This window comes from Pseudomonas sp. G3-19 (assembly GCF_054855875.1).
Map to the genome: position 1 here is coordinate 405,973 of NZ_JBMPIQ010000003.1, position 20,759 is coordinate 426,731.

The following is a 20,759-nucleotide window of genomic DNA, read 5'->3' on the forward strand; positions in this document are numbered from 1 at the left end:
CATGACCGCTTCCGGCGGGCCATGAGGTCATACGTGTTTGTCATTTGACGTGTTACCCGAGGCCCCGCCAGCCATGGACGGGGCTTTTTTCATGCCCCGTCCGCACATGGCTCAAGGAGAGAGAAATGTTCGACATAAGAAGAGCCACCCCGGACGACGCGCAGATCGCATTCGACATTCGGCGACTGGCCATCCGGCACCAATGCATCGGTGCCTACAGTCAGCAGCAAATGCTCGACTGGACCAAAGGCGCGGCCGAAGACGGCTACGACACGCTGATGGCAAAACACTTTTATCTGGGCTGCATTGAGGGTCAGGCTGTAGCGACCGGCATGCTTGATCTGGATTACCGTGAAATCGGCGCGATCTTCATTCGCCCGGATTTCATGCAGCGTGGGCTGGGCAAGCGTGTTCTGTTCTTTCTCGAAGATTTGGCGCGGGATCTCGGGTTGACCGAGGTGTGTCTGGACGCCACATTGAATGCGGCCGACTTTTATCGGCGCTGTGGTTATGTCGGGGAAGAGAGTGCGGTTTATCAATCACCTTCGGGTCTGCAACTGGCGTGCGTGCCGATGGTGAAGAGGTTGTAAAGATCAAAAGATCGCGGCCTTCGGCAGCTCCTACACAATTCCCCTGTAGGAGCTGCCGCAGGCTGCGATCTTTTGACGTTAAATCCCACAAAAACAAAAACGGCACCCGAAGGTGCCGTTTCCGTTTCCAGCCAGCCGAATATCAGCCCGCCAGACCCGCCTGCTGAACCAAGGTCAGCAATGGCTGCGGGTACACACCGAGGAAGAACGCGACCAGGGCGATGGCCAGCAGCATTACGCCGCCTGCCTTCTGTTCCCAGTGCAGCTGGGCGTCGTGGCGGCGCAGGTTCGGTTCGATCAGGTACAGGGTGACCATCACGCGCAGGTAGTAGAACACGCCGATGGCGCTGCCCAGTACCAGCGAACCGACCAGCCACCATTGGTGCGACTCGACACCGGTGGCGATGATGTAGAACTTGCCGATGAAGCCAGCGGTCAGCGGGATACCGGCCAGGGACAGCATCATCACGGTCAGTACCGCGGTCAGGTACGGACGGCGCCAGAACAGGCCGCGGTACTCGTACAGCGCGTCGGCGTCACGGCCGTTGTACGGCGAGGACATCAGGGTGATCACGCCGAAGGCGCCAAGGCTGGTGATCACATAAGTAACCAGATACACGCCGATGGCTTCCACCGCCAGACCCTTGCTCGCCACCAGCGCGATCAGCAGGTAGCCGAAGTGCGCGATGGACGAGTAACCGAGCAGACGCTTGAGGTTGCTCTGGGTCAGGGCCAGCAGGTTACCGAACAGGATCGAGGCGACGGCGATCACGCTCAGTACGTCGCTCAGCACGCCACTGCTCGCGGCAGGGGAGATCTGGAACAGACGCACCATCACCGCGAACACGGCAACCTTCGACGCCGTGGCGAGGAACGCGGCGACCGGTGCAGGAGCACCTTCGTACACGTCCGGCGTCCACAGGTGGAACGGTACCAGCGACAGCTTGAATGCCAGACCGATCAGCATCATGCCCAGACCCAATTGAGCCAGCGAGCTCGGCAGGTTGGTGGTGGCCAGCGCCTGACCGATACCGTTGAAGCTCAGGGTGCCGGCGTCAGCGTAGAGCAGGGCCATACCGAACAACAGGAACGCGGAACCGGCGGCCGACAGCACCATGTACTTGATACCGGCTTCCAGCGAACGCTTGTTGAAGAAGGCGTAAGCCACCAGACCGTAGACCGGCACCGACAGCAGTTCCAGACCGATGAACAAACCGGCCAGGTGCTGCGCGCTGACCAGAACCAGACCACCGGCGGCGGCCATCAGGATCAGCAGGTACAGTTCTTCACGGTTGCCCGGGTAACCCGAACCGCCATCGCCGAGGTAGGCGTGGGCGAGGGTCACACAAGCGAGGGTGGCGACCAGGATCAGCGCCATGTACAGGCAGGCGAAGGTGTCGATCTGGAGCAATGGGGTCACGGCCAGAGGCGCGACTTTCAGGGCTGGCAGGATCGACAGCAGGGCCAGGTTCAGACCGGCGACCGAGATCAGGAAGGTCTGCGAGTGGTTGCGGCGCCAGGCGATTGCCAGCATCACCACGATAATGGTGAGGCTGGTGATCAACAGTGGCGCAAGCGCAATAAAGTGTTGAATCGTGAATTCCATAGCGCTCTTACCGGGCCGAAGCGAGTTGAGTGAAGGCGGTGCCGAGCCACTGCTGCACGCCATGCATCGTGGCGGCGGAAGTGTCGAGGAACGGTTGCGGGTAGACGCCGAGGTAAATCAGCAGCACCGCAAGGCCCAGCACCATGATCAGTTCGCGACCGTCCATGCCGTGCAGTATCGAATCCGATTTCGACGGACCGAAGTAGGCACGGTGGATCATGATCAGCGAGTAGACCGAACCGAACACCAGACCGGAGGTGGCAATCGCGGTGATCCATGGCGCACTGGCGAACGTACCGATCAGGATCAGGAACTCGCCGACGAAGTTACCGGTACCCGGCAGACCCAGCGAGGCGGCGGCGAAGAACAGGCTGATCGCCGGCAGGTAAGCGATACGCGACCACAGACCGCCCATCTCACGCATGTCACGGGTGTGCAGACGCTCGTACAGCTGACCGCTGAGGATAAACAGTGCCGCGGCCGACAGACCGTGCGCCAGCATCTGGATCACTGCACCTTGCAGCGCCAGTTGGCTGCCGGAGTAGATGCCGATCAACACGAAGCCCATGTGGGAAACGGACGAGAAGGCGATCAGACGCTTGATGTCGGTTTGCGCGAACGCGAGGAACGCACCGTAGAAGATCCCGATCAGACCGAGGGTCATGGCGATCGGCGCGAACTCGGCCGAAGCATTCGGGAACAGCGGCAGGGCGAAACGCAGCAGACCGTAGGCCGCGGTTTTCAGCAGGATACCGGCGAGGTCGACGGAACCGGCAGTCGGCGCCTGGGCGTGCGCGTCAGGCAACCACGAGTGGAACGGTACGACTGGCAGCTTGACCGCGAAGGCGATGAAGAAGCCGAGCATCAGAATGTACTCGGTGGTCATCGACATCTTGGTCTTCAACAGGTCGGCGTAGTTGAAGGTAATCACGCCAGTGTTGTTGAAGTTGACCAGCACCAGACCGAGGATCGCCACCAGCATGATCAGGCCGGAAGCCTGAGTGAAGATGAAGAACTTGGTTGCTGCGTAGATCCGGGTTTTCTTGCCGTCCGAAGAACTGTGACCCCAGAGCGCGATGAGGAAGTACATCGGCACCAGCATCATTTCCCAGAAGAAGAAGAACATGAACAGGTCGAGGGCGAGGAACACGCCGACCACGCCGCCCAGGATCCACATCAGGTTCAGGTGGAAGAAGCCAACGTGACGTTGAATCTCTTTCCACGAGCAGAGTACCGAGAGGATACCCAGCAGGCCGGTCAGCAGGATCATCAACAGCGACAGGCCGTCGAGGGCCAGGTGCACGTTGATGCCGAAGCGCTGGATCCAGACGTGCTTGAACTCGAGCGCCCAGGTCGGATCGGCGCCAGGCGCCGGAGCAAATGAATAGTCACCGTGGGCCCACAGCCAGAGGCCGAGGGCGAGTTCCAGGGTCATGGTCAACAGCGCAATCCAGCGGGGGAGGGTAGCGCCGAAGCGCTCACCCATCCAGCACAGCAGGCCGCCGATGAAGGGGATCAGGATTAGCCAAGGCAGAATCATGACGGGCTCGTTTCCTTTCGCAAATTCGCAAGGTTCATATCAGACCGCTACCAGCACGATGGCGCCAATTACCAGCACGGCACCAGCAGCCATCGAGGCGGCATACCAACGCAGTTGACCGGTCTCGGTGCGGCTCAGGGCGGTGTGACCGCCTTTGGCCATACGCGGGATCAGACCGATGGTCTGGTCGAGCGGGTCTCTGCGCAGTACATGGCTGATCGCAAGGTACGGCTTGACGAACAGTTTGTCGTAGATCCAGTCGAAGCCCCAGGCAGCGAACCACCAGGCTGAAAGGAAACGGCCGACGCCGCTGTTGGCGATCGCGGTCACGAAGCGACGCTTGCCGAGGAACAGCAGGGCCGCCAGCAGGATACCGGCCAGGGCGATGGCGCCCGAAGCGATTTCCAGACTGTGCTTGGCTTCACCACCGGCATGGCCAACGCTCTCAGGCAGTACGCCGTGCAGCGGTGGAACGATCATGGCGCCGACGAACGTCGACAGTACGATCAGCACCGACAGTGGCAGCCAGTGAGAGATGCCGTGACCGGCGTGGGCTTCGGTCTTGGCTTCACCGTGGAACGTGATGAAGATCAGGCGGAAGGTGTACAGCGAAGTCATGAACGCACCGACCAGACCGGCGTAAAGCAGACCGTGGTTGCCGCTGGCGAACGCTTCCCAAAGGATTTCGTCCTTGGAGTAGAAGCCTGCGGTGACCAGTGGCAGGGCGGCCAGTGCAGCACCACCGACGATGAAGCTGGCGTAGGCCAGTGGCAGCTTTTTCCACAGACCGCCCATCTTGAAGATGTTCTGCTCGTGGTGGCAGGCAACGATCACCGCACCGGAAGCAAGGAACAGCAGGGCCTTGAAGAAGGCGTGGGTCATCAGGTGGAAAATCGCGCCATCCCAGGCACCCACGCCCAGCGCCAGGAACATGTAGCCGATCTGGCTCATGGTCGAGTAGGCGAGGATACGTTTGATGTCGGTCTGTACCAGTGCGGCGAAACCGGCCAGTACCAGAGTCACACCACCGACGATGCCGACCAGGTGCAGGATTTCCGGCGCCAGGGTGAACAGACCGTGGGTACGGGCAATCAGGTAGACACCGGCGGTCACCATGGTCGCGGCGTGGATCAGTGCCGACACCGGGGTCGGACCGGCCATCGCGTCCGCGAGCCAGGTTTGCAGTGGCAGTTGCGCCGATTTACCGACCGCGCCACCCAGCAGCATCAGGGTCGCCAGGGTGATCCAGAAGTCGCCGACCTGGAATTTCTGCGGTGCCAGCACCAGCAGTTCCTGGATGTTCAGCGTGCCCACTTGCTGGAACAGGATGAACAGGCCGATGGCCATGAACACGTCGCCGATCCGGGTCACGATGAAGGCCTTGAGTGCGGCGTTACCGTTGTTGCGGTTGCTGTAGTAGAAACCGATCAACAGGTACGAGCACAGGCCCACGCCTTCCCAGCCGAAGTACAGGAACAACAGGTTATCGCCGAGTACCAGGAACAGCATGCTGGCGATAAACAGGTTGGTGTACGAGAAGAAGCGCGAGTAGCCCGCTTCGCCGCGCATGTACCAGGACGCGAACAGGTGGATCAGGAAACCCACGCCCACCACCACGCCGAGCATGGTGATCGACAGGCCATCGATGTAGAGGGCGAAGTCAGGCTTGAATCCTTCGACCGCCATCCACTTCCACAGCACCAGGGTGTAGTGACCACCTTCGGGCGGCGCGACGTTGAATTGCCAGATGACGTAGGCGGCGACAATCGCCGACAAGCCAATGGAGCCCACGCCGATCAGCGCCGAGAGGTTTTCCGACCAGCGTCCACGGGAGAACGACAGCAGCAGGAAACCGATCAGAGGGAATACAAAAGTCAGAAAGATTAGGTTCATCCGCGCATCTCACTGGCAGCGTCGATATCGAGCGTGTGGAAGCGGCGATACAGTTGCAGCAGGATCGCCAGGCCAATACTGGCCTCGGCGGCTGCCAGACTGATCACCAGGATGAACATGATCTGTCCATCCGGTTGGCCCCAACGGGCGCCTGCAACGATGAAGGCCAGTGCAGAGGCGTTCATCATCACTTCCAGACTCATCAACACGAACAAAATGTTGCGGCGGACCATCAGGCCGACCAGACCAAGGCAGAACAGGATGCCGGCAACGGCCAATCCATGTTCGAGAGGGATAGCAGGCATGTCTTACTCCTTCGCCTCGTTACGGCCCAAATGGAACGCCGTGACGGCTGCAGCGAGCAGCAGCATCGAGGCGAGTTCGACCACCAGCAGATACGGACCGAACAGGCTGACGCCCACGGCTTTTGCATCGACGGTGGTGTGGCCGATGGCCTGGCCGCTCTGGTGAGCGAACAGCACATACAGCAGTTCGGCCAGCAGCAGGGCGGCGAGAATCACCGGCCCTGCCCAGATGCCGGGCTTGAGCCAGGTGCGTTCCTGCTGAACCGAGGCCGGGCCCAGATTCAGCATCATCACCACGAACACGAACAGCACCATGATGGCGCCGGCGTAGGCGATCACTTCCAGCACGCCGGCGAACGGTGCGCCGAGGGCGAAGAAGGTCATGGCCACGGCGATCAACGAGATGATCAGGTAGAGCAGGGCGTGCACAGGGTTGGTGTTGGTGACCACACGAAGCGTGGACACCACCGCGATACCCGATGCGAAATAGAAAGCGAATTCCATCGTTCTTCCTTAAGGCAGCAAGCTCTTCACGTTGATCGGTTCGGCTTCGTTCTGCGCAGAGCCTTTCGGCTTGCCAGCGATTGCCATACCTGCAACACGATAGAAGTTGTAATCAGGGTTTTTGCCGGGGCCGGAGATCAAAAGATCTTCTTTCTCGTACACCAGGTCCTGACGTTTGAACTCGGCCATCTCGAAATCCGGAGTCAGCTGGATTGCGGTGGTCGGACAGGCTTCCTCGCAGAGACCGCAGAAAATGCAGCGCGAGAAGTTGATACGGAAGAAGTCCGGGTACCAGCGACCGTCTTCGGTTTCAGCTTTCTGCAGCGAGATGCAACCTACCGGGCAAGCCACGGCGCACAGGTTGCAGGCTACGCAACGCTCTTCGCCATCGGGGTCACGGGTCAGGACGATGCGACCACGGTAGCGTGGTGGCAGGTAGACCGGCTCTTCCGGGTATTGCAGGGTGTCGCGCTTGCGGAAGCCATGGCCGAAGACCATGACCAGGCTGCGCAACTGGGTACCGGTACCCTTAACGATGTCGCCAATATATTTGAACATGGGTCAAATCCTCACTGAACCGCAACCGCAGGTGTGTTCCACAACACAACCGCAGCGGTTATCAGCAAATTGATCAGGGTCAGTGGCAGGCAGAATTTCCAGCTGAAATCCATCACCTGGTCATAACGCGGACGCGGAATGGAAGCGCGCAGCAGGATGAACAGCATGATGAAGAACGCGGTCTTCAGTGCGAACCAGACGAAGGACAGTTGCGGCAGGATGCCGAACGGACCGTGCCAGCCACCGAAGAACAGGGTGACCAGCAGCGCCGAGATCAGGATGATGCCGATGTATTCACCGACGAAGAACATGCCCCATTTCATACCGGCGTATTCAATGTGGTAACCGTCGGCCAGTTCCTGTTCCGCTTCCGGCTGGTCGAACGGGTGACGGTGAGTCACGGCGACGCCAGCGATGAAGAAGGTACAGAAGCCGAAGAACTGCGGAATGATGAACCACAGGTTCTGCGCCTGGTACTCGACGATGTCGCGCATGTTGAACGAGCCGACCTGCACCACGATGCCCATCAGGGCCAGGCCCATGAACACTTCGTAGGACACGGTCTGCGCCGAAGCACGCAAGCTGCCGAGCAGGGCGAACTTGTTGTTGCTCGACCAGCCGGCGAACAGCACCGCGTAGACCGACAGACCGGCCATGGCGAAGAAGAACAGCAGGCCGATGTTCAGATCCGCCACGCCCCAGGTCGGGGTGATCGGGATGATCGCGAACGCGATCAGCAGGGCGGACATGGCGACCACCGGTGCCAGGGTGAAGATCACCTTGTCGGCAAACGGCGGGGTCCAGTCTTCCTTGAAGAACATCTTCAGCATGTCGGCGGCGATCTGGAACATGCCGAACGGGCCAACGCGGTTCGGACCGTAACGGTCCTGCCACCAGCCCAGCAGGCGACGTTCGACAAAGCTGAGCAACGCGCCCGCGACCACAACGGCCAGCAGAATCACGATGGCTTTGATGACCGTCAGGATCACATCGATCACTTCAGGGGTGAACCAGGTCATTGCGCTGCCTCCTGCAGACCGTCGACGGACAGGCCGGCGAATGCCGGTGGAATGCCGGCGATGCCCGCAGGCAAGGCCACCAGACCCGCGCCCAGTTCTTCATTGATGCGCAGCGGCAGACGCAGGGTCTGGCCGGCCACGTTCAGGCTCAGCAGAGCACCGTCGTTGACGCCCAGGCGATCCGCTTCGGATTTGGCCAGAGCGACGTATGGCGCCGGGATGCGTTCCTGTACCGGCGCGGCTTTCGACGAGTTTTCGTCGCTGCCGAACAGGTGGTAGAACGGCACGGCTTGCCAGGTGCCCGGCGCCGGGTTGAAGGCGCGCGGAGCAGCGGCGAACCAGTTCAGCGAATCACCGGTGCTTTCGATCAGGCGGGTGCCCGGGTCGCCAGCACGCAGGTGACCACCGACTTCGTCCTGGAACTTGTTCCAGGCTTGCGGCGAGTTCCAGCCCGGCGACCAGGCAAACGGCACTTGCTGACGCGGTTCGGCAGAGCCCGAGTAACCTTCCATGGAGAAGGCGAACGCGGTGTCTTTGTCTTGCGGGGTGCGCGGTTCGTGAACGCTGATGTCGGCGCGCATCGCGGTGCGACCGGAATAACGCAGCGGCTCACGCGCCAGTTTCAGACCCTTGATGCGGAACGCGGCAGACGGCGCGGCGTCGACGATACGCGCCAGTTGCTCGGTGCTCGACGCCACGGCAGCGGTGACGTGGTCGAGTTGCGTCCAGTCGATCGGCTGGTTCAGCAGGGTCGAGCGCAGGGCGTGCAGCCAGCGCCAGCCTTCGTGAACCAGGATGCTCGCGTCCATGTATTGCGGATCGAAAACCTGGAAGAAGCGCTGGGCGCGACCTTCCTGGCTGACCAGCGTACCGTCGCCTTCAGCGAAGCTCGCCGCTGGCAGCACCAGTTGCGCGCGGTCGGTGGTGGCGGTTTTCTGGTGGTCGGCAACGATCACTACTTTCGCAGCGTTCAGCGCGGCATCGACCTTGGCTTTCGAGGTGCGGGTGTACAGATCGTTTTCCAGCACGACGATGGCGTCGGCCTTGCCGTCGATCACGGCTTGCAGCGCCGCGTCGACCGATTCGCCACCGAGCATGGCCAGGCCAAGGCTGTTGGCTTCCGGCACGATCAGGCTGATCGAACCGTTCTTCTCGCGCAGCTTCAGGGCTTTGGCGATGTTCGCCGCCGCTTCGATCAAGGCTTTGGAACCGAGCGAAGTACCGGCGATGATCAGCGGACGCTTGGCCGCGAGCAGGGCGTCAGCGATGCGCTGAGCCAGTTCCAGTGCTTCGGCGTCCAGACCTTCAACGGCCGGGGCGCTGGCATCCAGTGCGTGGGCCACAGCGAAGCCGATGCGCGCCAGATCGTCCGGAGCGGCGTGAACGCACTCTTCCGCGATGTCGTCGAGCTTGGTTTCCGCCAGGCTGGCGATGAACAGCGGGTTCAGTTCGTGCTGACCGATGTTCTTCACCGCGGCGTCGAGCCACGGCTGAACGCGCATGGCCTCGGCCATGTCTTCAGCTTTGCCCTTGACCGACTGACGCAGGGACAGCGCCATACGGGCGGCGGTCTGGGTCAGGTCTTCACCGAGGACGAACACGGCGTCGTGGTCTTCGATGTCGCGCATGTTCGGCACTGGCAGCGGGCTGTCTTTGAGCACTTGCAGGACCAGACGGATGCGCTCCAGTTCGGAGGCTTCGATACCGGAGTAGAAATGCTCGGCGCCGACCAGTTCACGCAGCGCGTAGTTGCTTTCGAGGCTGGCACGCGGCGAACCGATACCGACGATATTGCGCCCGCGCAGCAGGTCAGCGGCTTTATCCAGCGCAGCGTCGACGCTCAGCTTGGTGCCGTCGGCCAGCAGTGGCTGACGTGGGCGGTCGGTGCGGTTGACGTAGCCATAACCGAAACGGCCGCGGTCGCACAGGAAGTAATGGTTCACCGAACCGTTGAAACGGTTTTCGATGCGACGCAGTTCGCCGTAACGCTCGCCCGGGGAGATGTTGCAACCGCTGGAGCAGCCATGGCAGATGCTCGGCGAGAACTGCATGTCCCATTTACGGTTGTAGCGCTCGGAGTGAGTCTTGTCGGTGAACACACCGGTCGGGCAGACCTCGGTGAGGTTGCCGGAGAACTCGCTTTCGAGGGTGCCGTCTTCAACGCGACCGAAGTACACGTTGTCGTGGGCGCCGAACACACCGAGGTCGGTGCCGCCGGCGTAGTCCTTGTAGAAACGCACGCAGCGGTAGCAGGCGATGCAGCGGTTCATTTCGTGGGAAATGAACGGGCCCAGTTGCTGGTTCTGGTGGGTGCGTTTGGTGAAGCGATAACGGCGCTCGTTGTGGCCGGTCATCACCGTCATGTCTTGCAGGTGGCAGTGACCGCCTTCTTCGCACACAGGGCAGTCGTGCGGGTGGTTGGTCATCAGCCATTCGACAACACTGGCGCGGAACGCCTTGGATTCTTCATCGTCGATGGAGATCCAGGTGTTGTCGGTGGCAGGGGTCATGCAGGACATGACGATGCGACCACGGGTGTCGTTCTCGTCGCTGTATTGCTTGACCGCGCACTGGCGGCAGGCCCCGACGCTACCAAGCGCGGGGTGCCAGCAGAAATAAGGGATGTCGAGGCCCAGCGACAGACATGCCTGTAACAGGTTGTCTGCCCCGTCGACTTCGAGCGCTTTGCCGTCTACGTGGATAGTGGCCATGGTTCAAAGGTCTTCGTTGGCCCGGTGTCAGCGGGCGTGGCTAATGGAATCTTGTTATCCGTCCGAATCCAGTCAGCCCCGAAAGGCGTCATCGGACGAAAGGCGAAGGGCACGGACCCTTCGCCTTTTTAAGCGTTTACGCGCCGATTACGATCGGCCTTGCCAGAGGCGGGACGGCGGCGCTTGCAGGCGCGATACCGGCTTCGAACTCTGGACGGAAGTATTTGATGGCACTGCCCAACGGCTCCACGGCACCCGGTGCGTGAGCACAGAAGGTCTTGCCTGGGCCGAGGAAGCCGACCAGACCCAGCAGGGTCTCGATGTCGCCTGGCTGACCACGGCCTTCTTCGATGGCCATCAAGAGCTTGACGCTCCATGGCAGGCCATCACGGCACGGGGTGCAGAAGCCGCAGGATTCGCGAGCGAAGAACTGCTCCATGTTGCGCAGCAAGGAGACCATGTTGACGCTGTCGTCCACCGCCATCGCCAGGCCGGTACCCATCCGGGTGCCCACTTTGGCGATGCCGCCGGCGTACATCTGTGCGTCGAGGTGTTCCGGCAACAGGAAACCGGTACCGGCGCCACCTGGCTGCCAAGCCTTGAGCTTGTAACCGTCGCGCATGCCGCCGGCGTAGTCTTCGAACAGCTCGCGACCGGTGACGCCGAATGGCAGCTCCCACAGCCCCGGATTCTTGACCTTGCCGGAGAAGCCCATGAGCTTGGTGCCCATGTCTTCGCTGCCTTCGCGGGCCAACGATTTGTACCAGTCAACGCCGTCGGCAATGATCGCCGGCACGTTGCACAGGGTTTCCACGTTGTTCACGCAGGTCGGCTTGCCCCACACGCCGACGGCGGCAGGGAAGGGCGGCTTGGAGCGCGGGTTGGCGCGGCGGCCTTCGAGGGAGTTGATCAGTGCGGTTTCTTCACCGCAGATGTAACGCCCGGCGCCGGTGTGGACGAACAGTTCGAAATCGAAACCGCTGCCCAGAATGTTCTTGCCCAGCAGGCCCGCAGCCTTGGCTTCTTCCACGGCACGATTCAAGTGCTTGGCGGCGGTGGTGTACTCGCCACGCAGGAAGATGTAGCCACGGTAGGTTTTCAGCGCGCGGGCACTGATCAGCATGCCTTCGATCAGCAGATGGGGCAGTTGCTCCATGAGCATGCGGTCTTTCCAGGTGTTCGGCTCCATTTCATCCGCGTTGCACAGCAGGTAGCGGATGTTGATGGATTCGTCCTTGGGCATCAGGCCCCACTTCACGCCAGTGGGGAAGCCTGCACCGCCGCGACCTTTGAGGCCGGCGTCTTTCACGGTCTGGACGATGTCGTCCTGGGCCATGTCGGCGAAGGCCTTGCGCGCAGCGGCGTAACCGTTCTTGGCCTGGTATTCGTCGAGCCACACGGCTTCGCCGTCGTCACGCAGACGCCAGGTCAGCGGGTGAGTCTCGGCCGAACGCTTGATGCGGTTGGCGGGACCGAAAGATGTCAGGGTCATACGTAGCCCTCGAGCAGTTTGGCCACGCCGGCAGGCTGCACGTCGCCAAAGGTGTCGTCGTCGATCATCAACGCCGGTGCCTTGTCGCAGTTGCCGAGGCAGCAGACAGGCAGCAGGGTGAAACGACCGTCGGCGGTGGTCTGACCCAGGCCGATGCCCAGATTGTTCTGGATTTCGCTGACCACCGACTCGTGGCCGCCGATGTAGCAGACCATGCTGTCGCAGACGCGAATGATGTGACGGCCGACCGGCTGACGGAAGATCTGGCTGTAGAACGTCGCCACGCCTTCAACGTCGCTGGCCGGGATGCCGAGGATCTCGCCGATCGCGTACAGGGCGCCATCCGGCACCCAGCCGCGTTCCTTCTGAACGATCTTCAGGGCTTCGATCGACGCCGCGCGCGGGTCTTCGTAGTGATGCAGCTCGTGCTCGATGGCCGAGCGCTCGGTTTCACTCAAGGTGAAACGGTCTGTCTGGATAAGCGTGCTGTTCATGCTTAGCGGTCCACGTCGGCCATAACGAAGTCGATACTACCCAGGTACGCAATCAAGTCCGCGACCATGCTGCCTTTGATCACCGAAGGGATCTGCTGCAGGTGCGGGAAGCTCGGAGTACGGATCCGGGTACGGTAGCTCATGGTGCCGCCGTCGCTCGTCAGGTAATAACTGTTGATGCCCTTGGTCGCTTCGATCATCTGGAAGGATTCGTTGGCCGGCATGACCGGGCCCCACGAAACCTGCAGGAAGTGCGTGATCAGGGTTTCGATGTGCTGCAGCGTGCGCTCTTTCGGCGGCGGCGTGGTCAGCGGGTGATCCGCCTTGTACGGGCCTTCCGGCATGTTGCGCATGCACTGGTCGATGATCTTGATGCTCTGGCGCATCTCTTCGACACGGACCATGCAGCGATCGTAGGCATCGCCATTGGCGGCCAGCGGTACTTCGAATTCGAAGTTCTCGTAGCCGGAGTATGGACGCGCTTTACGCAGGTCGAAGTCGCAACCGGTCGAACGCAGGCCGGCACCGGTGACGCCCCATTCCAGGGCTTCTTTGGTGTTGTACTGGGCGACGCCGATGGTCCGACCTTTGAGGATGCTGTTCTGCAGGGCAGCCTTGGTGTACTCGTCGAGGCGCTTTGGCAGCCATTCAACGAAGTCTTTCACCAGTTTGTCCCAGCCGCGCGGCAGGTCGTGGGCGACGCCACCGATGCGGTACCAGGCCGGGTGCAGACGGAAACCGGTAATGGCTTCGATCACCGTGTACGCCTTCTGGCGGTCGGTGAAGGTGAAGAACACCGGGGTCATGGCGCCGACGTCCTGGATGTAGGTCCCCAGGAACAGCAGGTGGCTGGTGATCCGGAAGAACTCGGCCATCATGATGCGGATGACGTCGACCTTCTCCGGGACCTTGATGCCGGCCAGCTTCTCGACCGAGAGCACGTACGGCAGGTTGTTCATCACGCCGCCGAGGTAGTCGATACGGTCGGTGTACGGGATGAAGCTGTGCCAGGACTGACGCTCGGCCATCTTCTCGGCGCCACGGTGGTGGTAACCGATGTCCGGTACGCAGTCGACGATCTCTTCACCGTCGAGTTGCAGAATGATGCGGAACGCACCGTGAGCTGAAGGGTGGTTCGGGCCCAGGTTGAGGAACATGTAGTCCTCGTTGGCCCCGGAGCGCTTCATGCCCCAGTCTTCAGGACGGAAGCGCGCGGCTTCTTCCTCAAGCTGCTGCTTGGCGAGGTTGAGGCTGAACGGATCGAATTCGGTGGCGCGCGCCGGGAAGTCCTTGCGCAGCGGGTGACCTTCCCAAGTAGGCGGCATCATGATGCGCGACAGGTGCGGGTGGCCTTTGAAGTCGATGCCGTACATGTCCCAGACTTCACGCTCGTACCAGTTGGCGTTCGGCCAGATGCTGGTGACGGTCGGCAAGCTCAGGTCGCTTTCGGACAAGGCGACTTTGATCATCACGTCACTATTACGCTCAAGCGACATGAGGTGATAGAACACGGTGAAGTCGGCGCCCGATGGCAGCCCTTGACGCTTGGTGCGCAGACGCTCGTCCACGCCGTGCAGGTCATAGAGCATGACGTACGGCTTGGGCAGGTTACGCAGGAAGGTCAGGACTTCGACGAGTCTGGCGCGCGCCACCCACAGCACCGGCATGCCGGTGCGGGTCGACTGAGCGGTGAACGCTTCGGCGCCAAAACGGTTGTTCAATTCGACGACCACATCCTGGTCGTCTGCCTTATAAGGCGGGATGTACAGAGCGCTGCCTGTAGTCATGGTTATTTTTTCGCTTTCGGTCAACGTAAAGAATGAAGCCAGCTTCTCGTTTCTTTGAAACAGACTGGATCAGACTTCGTCAGGGCTGCGCAGATTGGTGACTGCGATTCGCTGTTCGCGGCGCTGTTCCTTTTGCGAAGGCATGTCGGCGCGATAAACGCCTTGGTCGCCAACGACCCAGGAAAGCGGACGACGCTCCTGTCCAATCGATTCCTGCAACAGCATCAAGCCTTGAAGGAAAGCTTCTGGACGAGGCGGGCAGCCAGGTACGTAGACGTCCACGGGCAGGAACTTGTCCACCCCTTGAACCACGGAGTAGATGTCGTACATGCCACCGGAGTTGGCGCACGAACCCATGGAGATAACCCACTTAGGCTCGAGCATCTGCTCGTAGAGACGCTGAATGATCGGCGCCATCTTGATGAAGCAGGTACCGGCGATAACCATGAAGTCGGCCTGACGCGGTGATGCCCGGATAACTTCGGCGCCAAAGCGCGCGATGTCGTGGGGCGCCGTGAAGGCGGTGGTCATTTCCACGTAGCAGCACGAAAGGCCGAAGTTGTACGGCCACAGGGAGTTTTTACGCCCCCAGTTGACCGCGCCACTCAGCACGTCTTCGAGCTTGCCCATGAAAATGTTTTTGTGAACTTGATCCTCTAACGGATCGGAAACGGTTTCCCGTTCGCCGATCGGATACTGCTCGTTAGGAGCATCGGGGTCGATTCTGGTGAGATTGTATTGCATTGCCAAAGCCTCATTGTTTCAGCTTCGCCTGCCGCTTGCGACGAGCTTCCGGAGCCCAGTCAAGGGCGCCCACTCGGAACAGGTAGACAAGACCTGCCAACAGAATTGCTATGAAAACGAGAGCTTCGACGAATCCGGTCCAGCCGCTTTCGCGGACGGACACAGACCATGCAAAGAGAAAGAGGGCTTCGATATCGAAGATCACGAACAGCATCGCGACCAGATAGAATTTGGCTGAGAGCCGCAAGCGGGCGCCACCTGTAGGTAGCATGCCGGACTCGAACGGTTCGTTTTTGCTGCGGCCCCAGGCTTTTGACCCGAGGAGGCTGGAGACGCCAAGCATGAAGGCACACAGGCCGACGACACCCAGAAGGAAAATGGCAAAGCCCCAGTTGTGGGCCATGAGTCCTGTCGCTTCGGGCATGCTGGTAATCCTTAACAGAGAGCAAAGGTCTCTGAGCTTGATAAAGAAATAGGCAGTGACGATATGTCGCAGCAATCAATCGCGCTGATTTTATGGCTAAACACCCGGCAAGTAAAATTCCTATAGCGAAATTATTTATTGGAATAAGGACATAGCGTACCTCCAATGCCCTGCAGCCCATGCGTTGCGGGCATTAGCCGGGTTTATGCAAATAATGTTTTGTAGGGAATGTAACGAACATAGTTGCGGCTAAATGATAATTGATATCGTTTGCAGGGGTTTTGTAACTGTTTAGCGGCGCAGTAAACAGAAAGTTGTCTTATATGCCTGTTACTGCAAGTAGCGGTGGCGCCCGTTTTAGCTGATTTTTCTGACCTGAGTACTGGTCTGGATCAATGTTTTGTCGCGCGGCGGGCGTCAAACCTGTGGGAGCGGGCTTGCTCGCGAATGCGGTGGGTCAGTCGCGCATGTGCAAGCTGACACTTCGCTTTCGCGAGCAAGCCCGCTCCCACAGGGGGGGGGGGGTTGGGAAATAGGCGCGCAAAAAAAAAAGCCCCGAACCAGTCGGGGCGTCAGTCTTGCGGCTTTGCGGTTAGCTTTCTATACGATCCGCAAAGGCCGTTTGCTCAGCGAAGCCGAATCAGTGGAACTGTTCTTCTTCGGTCGAACCGGTCAGCGCGGTCACCGAGGACGAGCCACCCTGAATCACGGTGGTCATGTCGTCGAAGTAGCCGGTGCCCACTTCCTGCTGGTGAGCCACGAAGGTGTAACCCTTGGCGGCGTCAGCGAATTCCTGCTCTTGCAGCTTCACGTAGGCAGTCATGTCGTTGCGGGCGTAGTCGTGCGCCAGGTTGAACATGCTGTGCCACATGTTGTGAATGCCGGCCAGGGTGATGAACTGGTGCTTGTAGCCCATGGCGGACAGTTCGCGCTGGAACTTGGCGATGGTCGCGTCGTCCAGGTTTTTCTTCCAGTTGAAGGAAGGCGAGCAGTTGTACGACAGCAGTTGGTCCGGGTATTCCTTCTTGATCGCTTCAGCGAAGCGACGGGCTTCTTCCAGATCCGGTTTGGCGGTTTCGCACCAGATCAGGTCGGCGTACGGTGCGTAGGCCAGGCCACGGGCAATCGCCTGATCCAGACCGGCACGTACCTTGTAGAAGCCTTCCTGAGTACGCTCGCCTGTCACGAACGGCTGGTCGTACGGATCGCAGTCCGAAGTCAGCAGGTCAGCCGCGTTGGCGTCGGTACGCGCCAGGATGATGGTCGGCGTGCCGGCAACGTCAGCCGCCAGACGAGCAGCGGTCAGCTTCTGTACGGCTTCCTGAGTAGGAACCAGTACCTTGCCGCCCATGTGGCCGCATTTTTTCACGGAAGCCAGTTGGTCTTCGAAGTGAACGCCGGCGGCGCCTGCTTCGATCATGCTCTTCATCAGCTCGTAGGCGTTCAGCACGCCGCCGAAACCGGCTTCAGCGTCAGCCACGATTGGTGCGAAGTAGTCGATGTAGCCTTCGTCGCCCGGATTCTTGCCGGCTTTCCACTGGATCTGGTCGGCACGACGGAACGAGTTGTTGATGCGCTTGACCACGGTTGGCACCGAGTCCACCGGGTACAGCGACTGGTCCGGGTACATCGATTCTGCGGAGTTGTTGTCCGCAGCCACTTGCCAGCCCGACAGGTAGATCGCCTGGATACCGGCCTTGACCTGCTGAACAGCCTGGCCACCGGTCAGGGCGCCCATGCAGTTGACGAAATCTTTCTCTGGGCGGAAGGACGGCTTGGCACCCTGGGTCACCAGGTTCCACAGCTTCTCGGCGCCCATTTTCGCAAAGGTGTGCTCAGGTTGAACCGAGCCACGCAGACGGACGACGTCAGCAGCGGAATAAGTGCGAGTCACGCCTTTCCAGCGCGGGTTTTCAGCCCAGTCTTTTTCAAGGGCTGCAATTTGCTGTTCGCGTGTCAGTGCCATGGAGATAAACCTCGTCGCGTCTTTATGAAAAGTTGTTCTGCGGTGGAAAATTCCTGCGCTCGCTGACCAGAAGCTTAGGTGGTCAAGTCGGATTCGGCGGGGGAGGCGACGGGATGAACGATGGGCTCGAGGGGAAGTGAGCAGGTAGTGGCGGACTGCGGGCGCATTCGGGCGTCGTGGGCCTTTATACGGTCTACAGCGTGAAGCCGGGTTACCTAATTACGCTTCCGTCCCTCGGGACAACTTCGTTCCAGTCGGCAACCTCGTCAAACACACCTTGTGGGCGGTACAGACACGAAGCGGTTCGCGGGGTAGGTGCGAACATCGCTTCGAAGGCCCTTGCCAGGGCCTCTGATTAGCGGGAGCGAGGCCATCATGCCTTCGCTTTTTTAACCCGTCAAACGTTTTGTAGTGCTTTTTTTCAAGCACTACATCTTTCGTCTAATACGACTAATCAGTCAGTTTTCGGTGCTTTAGTCCAGGGCGTCGACTTTGACCCGTAAAGTCATGTCATCTCGGCCTTGAGTCGAGTAGCTGCGGGTCAGGCCCTGTTTGTCGGCCTGAGTCTGGCGATTTACGCCGGCGAGGGTGATCCATTCGCCCAGGCGTCCGCTGACCGTTGTGTCGGTACTTTGCACGTTCACTACATCGGGACGTTCCTGGCTCATGCGGTCACGGTTGGTACTGATTGCCAGGTGAACGATGTCGCCGGTGACGCTGGCGGTGACGTAGAAGCCTTGAGTGACGTTGCGGTATTGGGTCTGGCTACTGTAGTCGCCGTAGGAGTTGGTCTGGCTGCTGGTGATCGGCACACTTTGGCCGACCTGGATCAGCGCCGGCGCGCCCTCGCTGGCCTGAATCTGCTGGATGCCGCCGTCACGGCTGGCGGTGCTGTAGTTGATGATCCGGGTCTGTTGGTCGCCAGTGTTCTGCTGGTTGTTTTCGTTGGTGTCGACCGTGATCAGCAGGCGCTTGGGCGCAGTGTCAAGCTGGGTGATCAGCGCTTTGAGTTCCTGAATCTTGTCCGGCTCGGCCTTGATGATCAGTTGGTTGCCATAGGCGCTGACCTGGCCATCCTTGCCGATAAAGTCTTGCGCCATCGGCAACATGTCGGCGCTGGTGCGGTAGTTGAGAGGCACGATTTCTGTGGCTGCCATCACCGAAAAACTGCAACCGAGCAGCAGGGTGGTGAGCAGGGTGCGTAGGGACATGTCCGTTATCTCCGCTTTCGAAAGGCTTGATATTGCCAGTTTGTCGGCTCGGGGTGGGGCAAGTTGAATCGTAGACAGCAAAACGCCCCGGCATCCGAAAATGGCAGGGCGTTTTGAGAGGGTGCTCAAGAGCCTTTGTAGTGAGGGGATTTATCCCCGATGGGGCGCGGAGCGGCCCCAAAAAACCTTGGGCCTGCTTCGCAGTCCATCGGGGATAAATCCCCTCACCACAGGATCTCCAAAGATCACAAGATCTCTGCCGCTCAAGCCGAATGGCGAACCATATCGACATGCGGAATCCCGGCTTCGAGGAATTCCTCGCTGACCAGTCTGAAGCCCAGACGCTCATAGAACGCCGTGGCCTGTACCTGCGCACTGAGCATCTGCTCTTTCAGGCCGCGGGCTTCGGCTTCGGCGATGACCGCTTGCATCAGCGCATCGCCTACCTTCATGCCGCGCCAGTCCTTCAACACCGAAACCCGACCAATGTGCCCGTCGGGCAGCAGGCGGGCGGTGCCGATCGGAAAGTCGCCTTCGAACGCCAGAAAATGCACGGCGGTCGCGTCATCGGCGTCCCATTCCAGCTCGGGTGGGACCGATTGTTCGGCGATGAACACCGTTTCACGAATGCGCCGGATCTCGGCGTTGTCCTTTTGCCAGTCTGCGACACGTACGCGAATCTTATTCATCGGCAAATCCCAGGCTGCCCTGTTTGACCAGCTCGCACAGCAGGCCGCGACCGTCTTCGTCGTTCAGCCACTCGCCGAGGTTGTCGACGTGCAGCGCCTCGGCGGCGCAGATCATCTTCAGCAGCTCGCGCAGCTTGCCCGGCAGGTAACGGCTCTGGCCGCTGGCGAACAGCAGCAGATCGTCATCGACTTCCGACCAGGCCAGGCGCGCGCTCGGGTTGCGGATCAGCACGGCGCCGTCTTGCAGGGCGTTGAGGAAGTCGTCTTCTTCAACGTCTTCCGGGCCGACCACCAGTTCCGGGTAGCGTGGCTCGGTCATGTACTGGCCGAACCACGTCAGCAGCAGGCGCTCGTCACTCATGTGTTCGGCGAGCAGGCTTTTCAGGCGGCCGAGTGCATCGTGCTGGATCTGATGTGGATCATCGCTGACCGGCTTCGCATCGGCGTCGGTGTAGCGTTCTTCGTCAGTCAGGAACTGGCTGAGGAAGTCGGTGAAGTGGGTCAGCACTTCCGAGGCGCTTGGCGCACGGAAACCAACCGAGTAGGTCATGCAGTTGTCCACGGCGACACCGCAGTGAGCCAGGCGCGGCGGCAGGTAGAGCATGTCGCCCGGTTCCAGCACCCACTCTTCGGTCTCGTGGAATTCGGCGAGGATGCGCAGATCCGCGTGTTGCAGCAGCGGGCTCTCGGAGTCGCACATCTGGCCGATTTTCCAGTTGCGCTTGCCGTGGCCTTGCAGCAGGAATACGTCGTAATTGTCGAAGTGCGGACCGACGCTGCCACCTGGGGCGGCGAAGCTGATCATCACGTCATCGACGCGCCAGCTCGGCAGGAAGCGGAAGTTTTCCAGCAGTTCGCTGACTTCCGGGACGAATTGGTCAACGGCCTGAACGAGCAGGGTCCACTCTTTTTCCGGCAGCTTGCTGAATTCGTCTTCGGCGAACGGGCCGCGACGCAGCTCCCACGGGCGCTCGCCGTGCTCGATCACCAGGCGCGACTCGACCTCTTCTTCCAGGGCCAGGCCGGCCAGCTCGTCGGCGTCGATCGGGCTTTCGAAGTCAGGGATGGCCTGACGGATCAGCAGCGGCTTTTTCTGCCAGTAATCGCGCATGAATTCGCGCGCCGTGAGACCGCCCAGAAGTTGAAGAGGAGTATCAGGATTCATGTGTAACCTATTGAAAAAAAGCATTTTTCAGACGGGAATAAAAACGCCCGGCGCGGCCGGG

18 protein-coding genes are annotated in these 20,759 nt (G+C 60.4%); 1 reads left to right on the top strand and 17 read right to left on the bottom strand.

The window, feature by feature from the left end; all coding sequences use genetic code 11:
- The first annotated feature begins 125 nt into the window (after window positions 1–125).
- On the top strand, window positions 126–590 hold the full coding sequence (locus tag ACOYXI_RS01905) for a GNAT family N-acetyltransferase (protein ID WP_461674214.1): 465 nt from the start codon (window positions 126–128) through the stop codon (window positions 588–590).
- A gap of 142 nt (window positions 591–732) precedes the next feature.
- On the opposite strand, the gene nuoN is transcribed toward ACOYXI_RS01905, so the two are convergent.
- The 17 genes from nuoN to ACOYXI_RS01990 form a co-directional block, all read right to left on the bottom strand.
- Window positions 733–2,196: an NADH-quinone oxidoreductase subunit NuoN gene (gene nuoN, locus ACOYXI_RS01910; RefSeq protein ID WP_007964865.1), complete on the bottom strand. Its 1,464-nt coding sequence runs from the start codon at window positions 2,194–2,196 to the stop codon at window positions 733–735.
- A 7-nt stretch (window positions 2,197–2,203) separates the two neighbouring features.
- Window positions 2,204–3,736 carry an NADH-quinone oxidoreductase subunit M gene (nuoM, locus tag ACOYXI_RS01915; protein WP_003223785.1) on the bottom strand — a complete coding sequence of 511 codons (1,533 nt, stop codon included), beginning with the start codon at window positions 3,734–3,736 and terminating at the stop codon, window positions 2,204–2,206.
- A 39-nt stretch (window positions 3,737–3,775) separates the two neighbouring features.
- Window positions 3,776–5,629, bottom strand: coding sequence for an NADH-quinone oxidoreductase subunit L (gene nuoL / locus ACOYXI_RS01920; RefSeq protein WP_115990180.1), 1,854 nt, complete (start codon window positions 5,627–5,629; stop codon window positions 3,776–3,778).
- Complete coding sequence (nuoK, locus tag ACOYXI_RS01925; RefSeq protein ID WP_003223790.1) at window positions 5,626–5,934, bottom strand: NADH-quinone oxidoreductase subunit NuoK; 309 nt, start codon at window positions 5,932–5,934, stop codon at window positions 5,626–5,628. The genes nuoL and nuoK overlap by 4 nt, the downstream gene beginning before the upstream one ends.
- Window positions 5,935–5,937: 3 nt before the next feature.
- Window positions 5,938–6,438, bottom strand: coding sequence for an NADH-quinone oxidoreductase subunit J (nuoJ, locus tag ACOYXI_RS01930; protein WP_003223793.1), 501 nt, complete (start codon window positions 6,436–6,438; stop codon window positions 5,938–5,940).
- 9 nt (window positions 6,439–6,447) lie between these two features.
- Entirely contained in the window at window positions 6,448–6,996 is a 549-nt protein-coding gene (nuoI, locus tag ACOYXI_RS01935) for an NADH-quinone oxidoreductase subunit NuoI (RefSeq protein ID WP_003223795.1), read from the bottom strand.
- A gap of 11 nt (window positions 6,997–7,007) precedes the next feature.
- Window positions 7,008–8,015 carry an NADH-quinone oxidoreductase subunit NuoH gene (nuoH, locus tag ACOYXI_RS01940; RefSeq protein ID WP_007964859.1) on the bottom strand — a complete coding sequence of 336 codons (1,008 nt, stop codon included), beginning with the start codon at window positions 8,013–8,015 and terminating at the stop codon, window positions 7,008–7,010.
- Window positions 8,012–10,726 (bottom strand): NADH-quinone oxidoreductase subunit NuoG, encoded by a 2,715-nt coding sequence (gene nuoG, locus ACOYXI_RS01945; RefSeq protein ID WP_461674215.1) that lies wholly within the window; start codon window positions 10,724–10,726, stop codon window positions 8,012–8,014. The genes nuoH and nuoG overlap by 4 nt, the downstream gene beginning before the upstream one ends.
- A gap of 136 nt (window positions 10,727–10,862) precedes the next feature.
- Window positions 10,863–12,218, bottom strand: coding sequence for an NADH-quinone oxidoreductase subunit NuoF (gene nuoF / locus ACOYXI_RS01950; protein ID WP_041073222.1), 1,356 nt, complete (start codon window positions 12,216–12,218; stop codon window positions 10,863–10,865).
- Entirely contained in the window at window positions 12,215–12,712 is a 498-nt protein-coding gene (nuoE, locus tag ACOYXI_RS01955; protein WP_003223804.1) for an NADH-quinone oxidoreductase subunit NuoE, read from the bottom strand. The genes nuoF and nuoE overlap by 4 nt, the downstream gene beginning before the upstream one ends.
- A gap of 2 nt (window positions 12,713–12,714) precedes the next feature.
- Window positions 12,715–14,499: an NADH-quinone oxidoreductase subunit C/D gene (nuoC, locus tag ACOYXI_RS01960; protein ID WP_027614664.1), complete on the bottom strand. Its 1,785-nt coding sequence runs from the start codon at window positions 14,497–14,499 to the stop codon at window positions 12,715–12,717.
- Between the two features lie 69 nt (window positions 14,500–14,568).
- Window positions 14,569–15,243 carry a NuoB/complex I 20 kDa subunit family protein gene (locus ACOYXI_RS01965; RefSeq protein ID WP_003223809.1) on the bottom strand — a complete coding sequence of 225 codons (675 nt, stop codon included), beginning with the start codon at window positions 15,241–15,243 and terminating at the stop codon, window positions 14,569–14,571.
- A gap of 10 nt (window positions 15,244–15,253) precedes the next feature.
- Window positions 15,254–15,667, bottom strand: a complete 414-nt coding sequence (locus ACOYXI_RS01970) for an NADH-quinone oxidoreductase subunit A (RefSeq protein WP_003223812.1) — start codon at window positions 15,665–15,667, stop codon at window positions 15,254–15,256.
- Between the two features lie 640 nt (window positions 15,668–16,307).
- The gene (gene aceA / locus ACOYXI_RS01975; protein ID WP_003223815.1) at window positions 16,308–17,633 is read right to left on the bottom strand and encodes an isocitrate lyase; all 1,326 of its coding nucleotides are present in this window, start codon (window positions 17,631–17,633) and stop codon (window positions 16,308–16,310) included.
- 473 nt (window positions 17,634–18,106) lie between these two features.
- Entirely contained in the window at window positions 18,107–18,844 is a 738-nt protein-coding gene (locus tag ACOYXI_RS01980) for a secretin N-terminal domain-containing protein (RefSeq protein ID WP_134786003.1), read from the bottom strand.
- A 263-nt stretch (window positions 18,845–19,107) separates the two neighbouring features.
- A complete protein-coding gene (locus tag ACOYXI_RS01985) occupies window positions 19,108–19,533 on the bottom strand; it encodes a GNAT family N-acetyltransferase (protein WP_210557669.1) in 426 nt (141 codons plus the stop codon).
- Entirely contained in the window at window positions 19,526–20,698 is a 1,173-nt protein-coding gene (locus ACOYXI_RS01990; protein ID WP_461674216.1) for a ribosomal protein uL16 3-hydroxylase, read from the bottom strand. The genes ACOYXI_RS01985 and ACOYXI_RS01990 overlap by 8 nt, the downstream gene beginning before the upstream one ends.
- Between the last annotated feature and the right edge of the window lie 61 nt (window positions 20,699–20,759).

Excerpts from the sequence above, each read along its gene's own strand:
- nuoG (WP_461674215.1), bottom strand. The coding sequence starts at position 10,726 with ATGGCCACTATCCACGTAGACGGCAAAGCGCTCGAAGTCGACGGGGCA.
- nuoK (WP_003223790.1), bottom strand. The coding sequence starts at position 5,934 with ATGCCTGCTATCCCTCTCGAACATGGATTGGCCGTTGCCGGCATCCTG.
- nuoH (WP_007964859.1), bottom strand. The coding sequence starts at position 8,015 with ATGACCTGGTTCACCCCTGAAGTGATCGATGTGATCCTGACGGTCATC.
- ACOYXI_RS01970 (WP_003223812.1), bottom strand. The coding sequence starts at position 15,667 with ATGCCCGAAGCGACAGGACTCATGGCCCACAACTGGGGCTTTGCCATT.
- nuoI (WP_003223795.1), bottom strand. The coding sequence starts at position 6,996 with ATGTTCAAATATATTGGCGACATCGTTAAGGGTACCGGTACCCAGTTG.
- nuoN (WP_007964865.1), bottom strand. The coding sequence starts at position 2,196 with ATGGAATTCACGATTCAACACTTTATTGCGCTTGCGCCACTGTTGATC.
- ACOYXI_RS01905 (WP_461674214.1), top strand. The coding sequence starts at position 126 with ATGTTCGACATAAGAAGAGCCACCCCGGACGACGCGCAGATCGCATTC.
- ACOYXI_RS01985 (WP_210557669.1), bottom strand. The coding sequence starts at position 19,533 with ATGAATAAGATTCGCGTACGTGTCGCAGACTGGCAAAAGGACAACGCC.
- ACOYXI_RS01965 (WP_003223809.1), bottom strand. The coding sequence starts at position 15,243 with ATGCAATACAATCTCACCAGAATCGACCCCGATGCTCCTAACGAGCAG.
- aceA (WP_003223815.1), bottom strand. The coding sequence starts at position 17,633 with ATGGCACTGACACGCGAACAGCAAATTGCAGCCCTTGAAAAAGACTGG.
- nuoM (WP_003223785.1), bottom strand. The coding sequence starts at position 3,736 with ATGATTCTGCCTTGGCTAATCCTGATCCCCTTCATCGGCGGCCTGCTG.
- nuoL (WP_115990180.1), bottom strand. The coding sequence starts at position 5,629 with ATGAACCTAATCTTTCTGACTTTTGTATTCCCTCTGATCGGTTTCCTG.
- nuoE (WP_003223804.1), bottom strand. The coding sequence starts at position 12,712 with ATGAACAGCACGCTTATCCAGACAGACCGTTTCACCTTGAGTGAAACC.
- nuoJ (WP_003223793.1), bottom strand. The coding sequence starts at position 6,438 with ATGGAATTCGCTTTCTATTTCGCATCGGGTATCGCGGTGGTGTCCACG.
- ACOYXI_RS01990 (WP_461674216.1), bottom strand. The coding sequence starts at position 20,698 with ATGAATCCTGATACTCCTCTTCAACTTCTGGGCGGTCTCACGGCGCGC.
- ACOYXI_RS01980 (WP_134786003.1), bottom strand. The coding sequence starts at position 18,844 with ATGTCCCTACGCACCCTGCTCACCACCCTGCTGCTCGGTTGCAGTTTT.
- nuoC (WP_027614664.1), bottom strand. The coding sequence starts at position 14,499 with ATGACTACAGGCAGCGCTCTGTACATCCCGCCTTATAAGGCAGACGAC.
- nuoF (WP_041073222.1), bottom strand. The coding sequence starts at position 12,218 with ATGACCCTGACATCTTTCGGTCCCGCCAACCGCATCAAGCGTTCGGCC.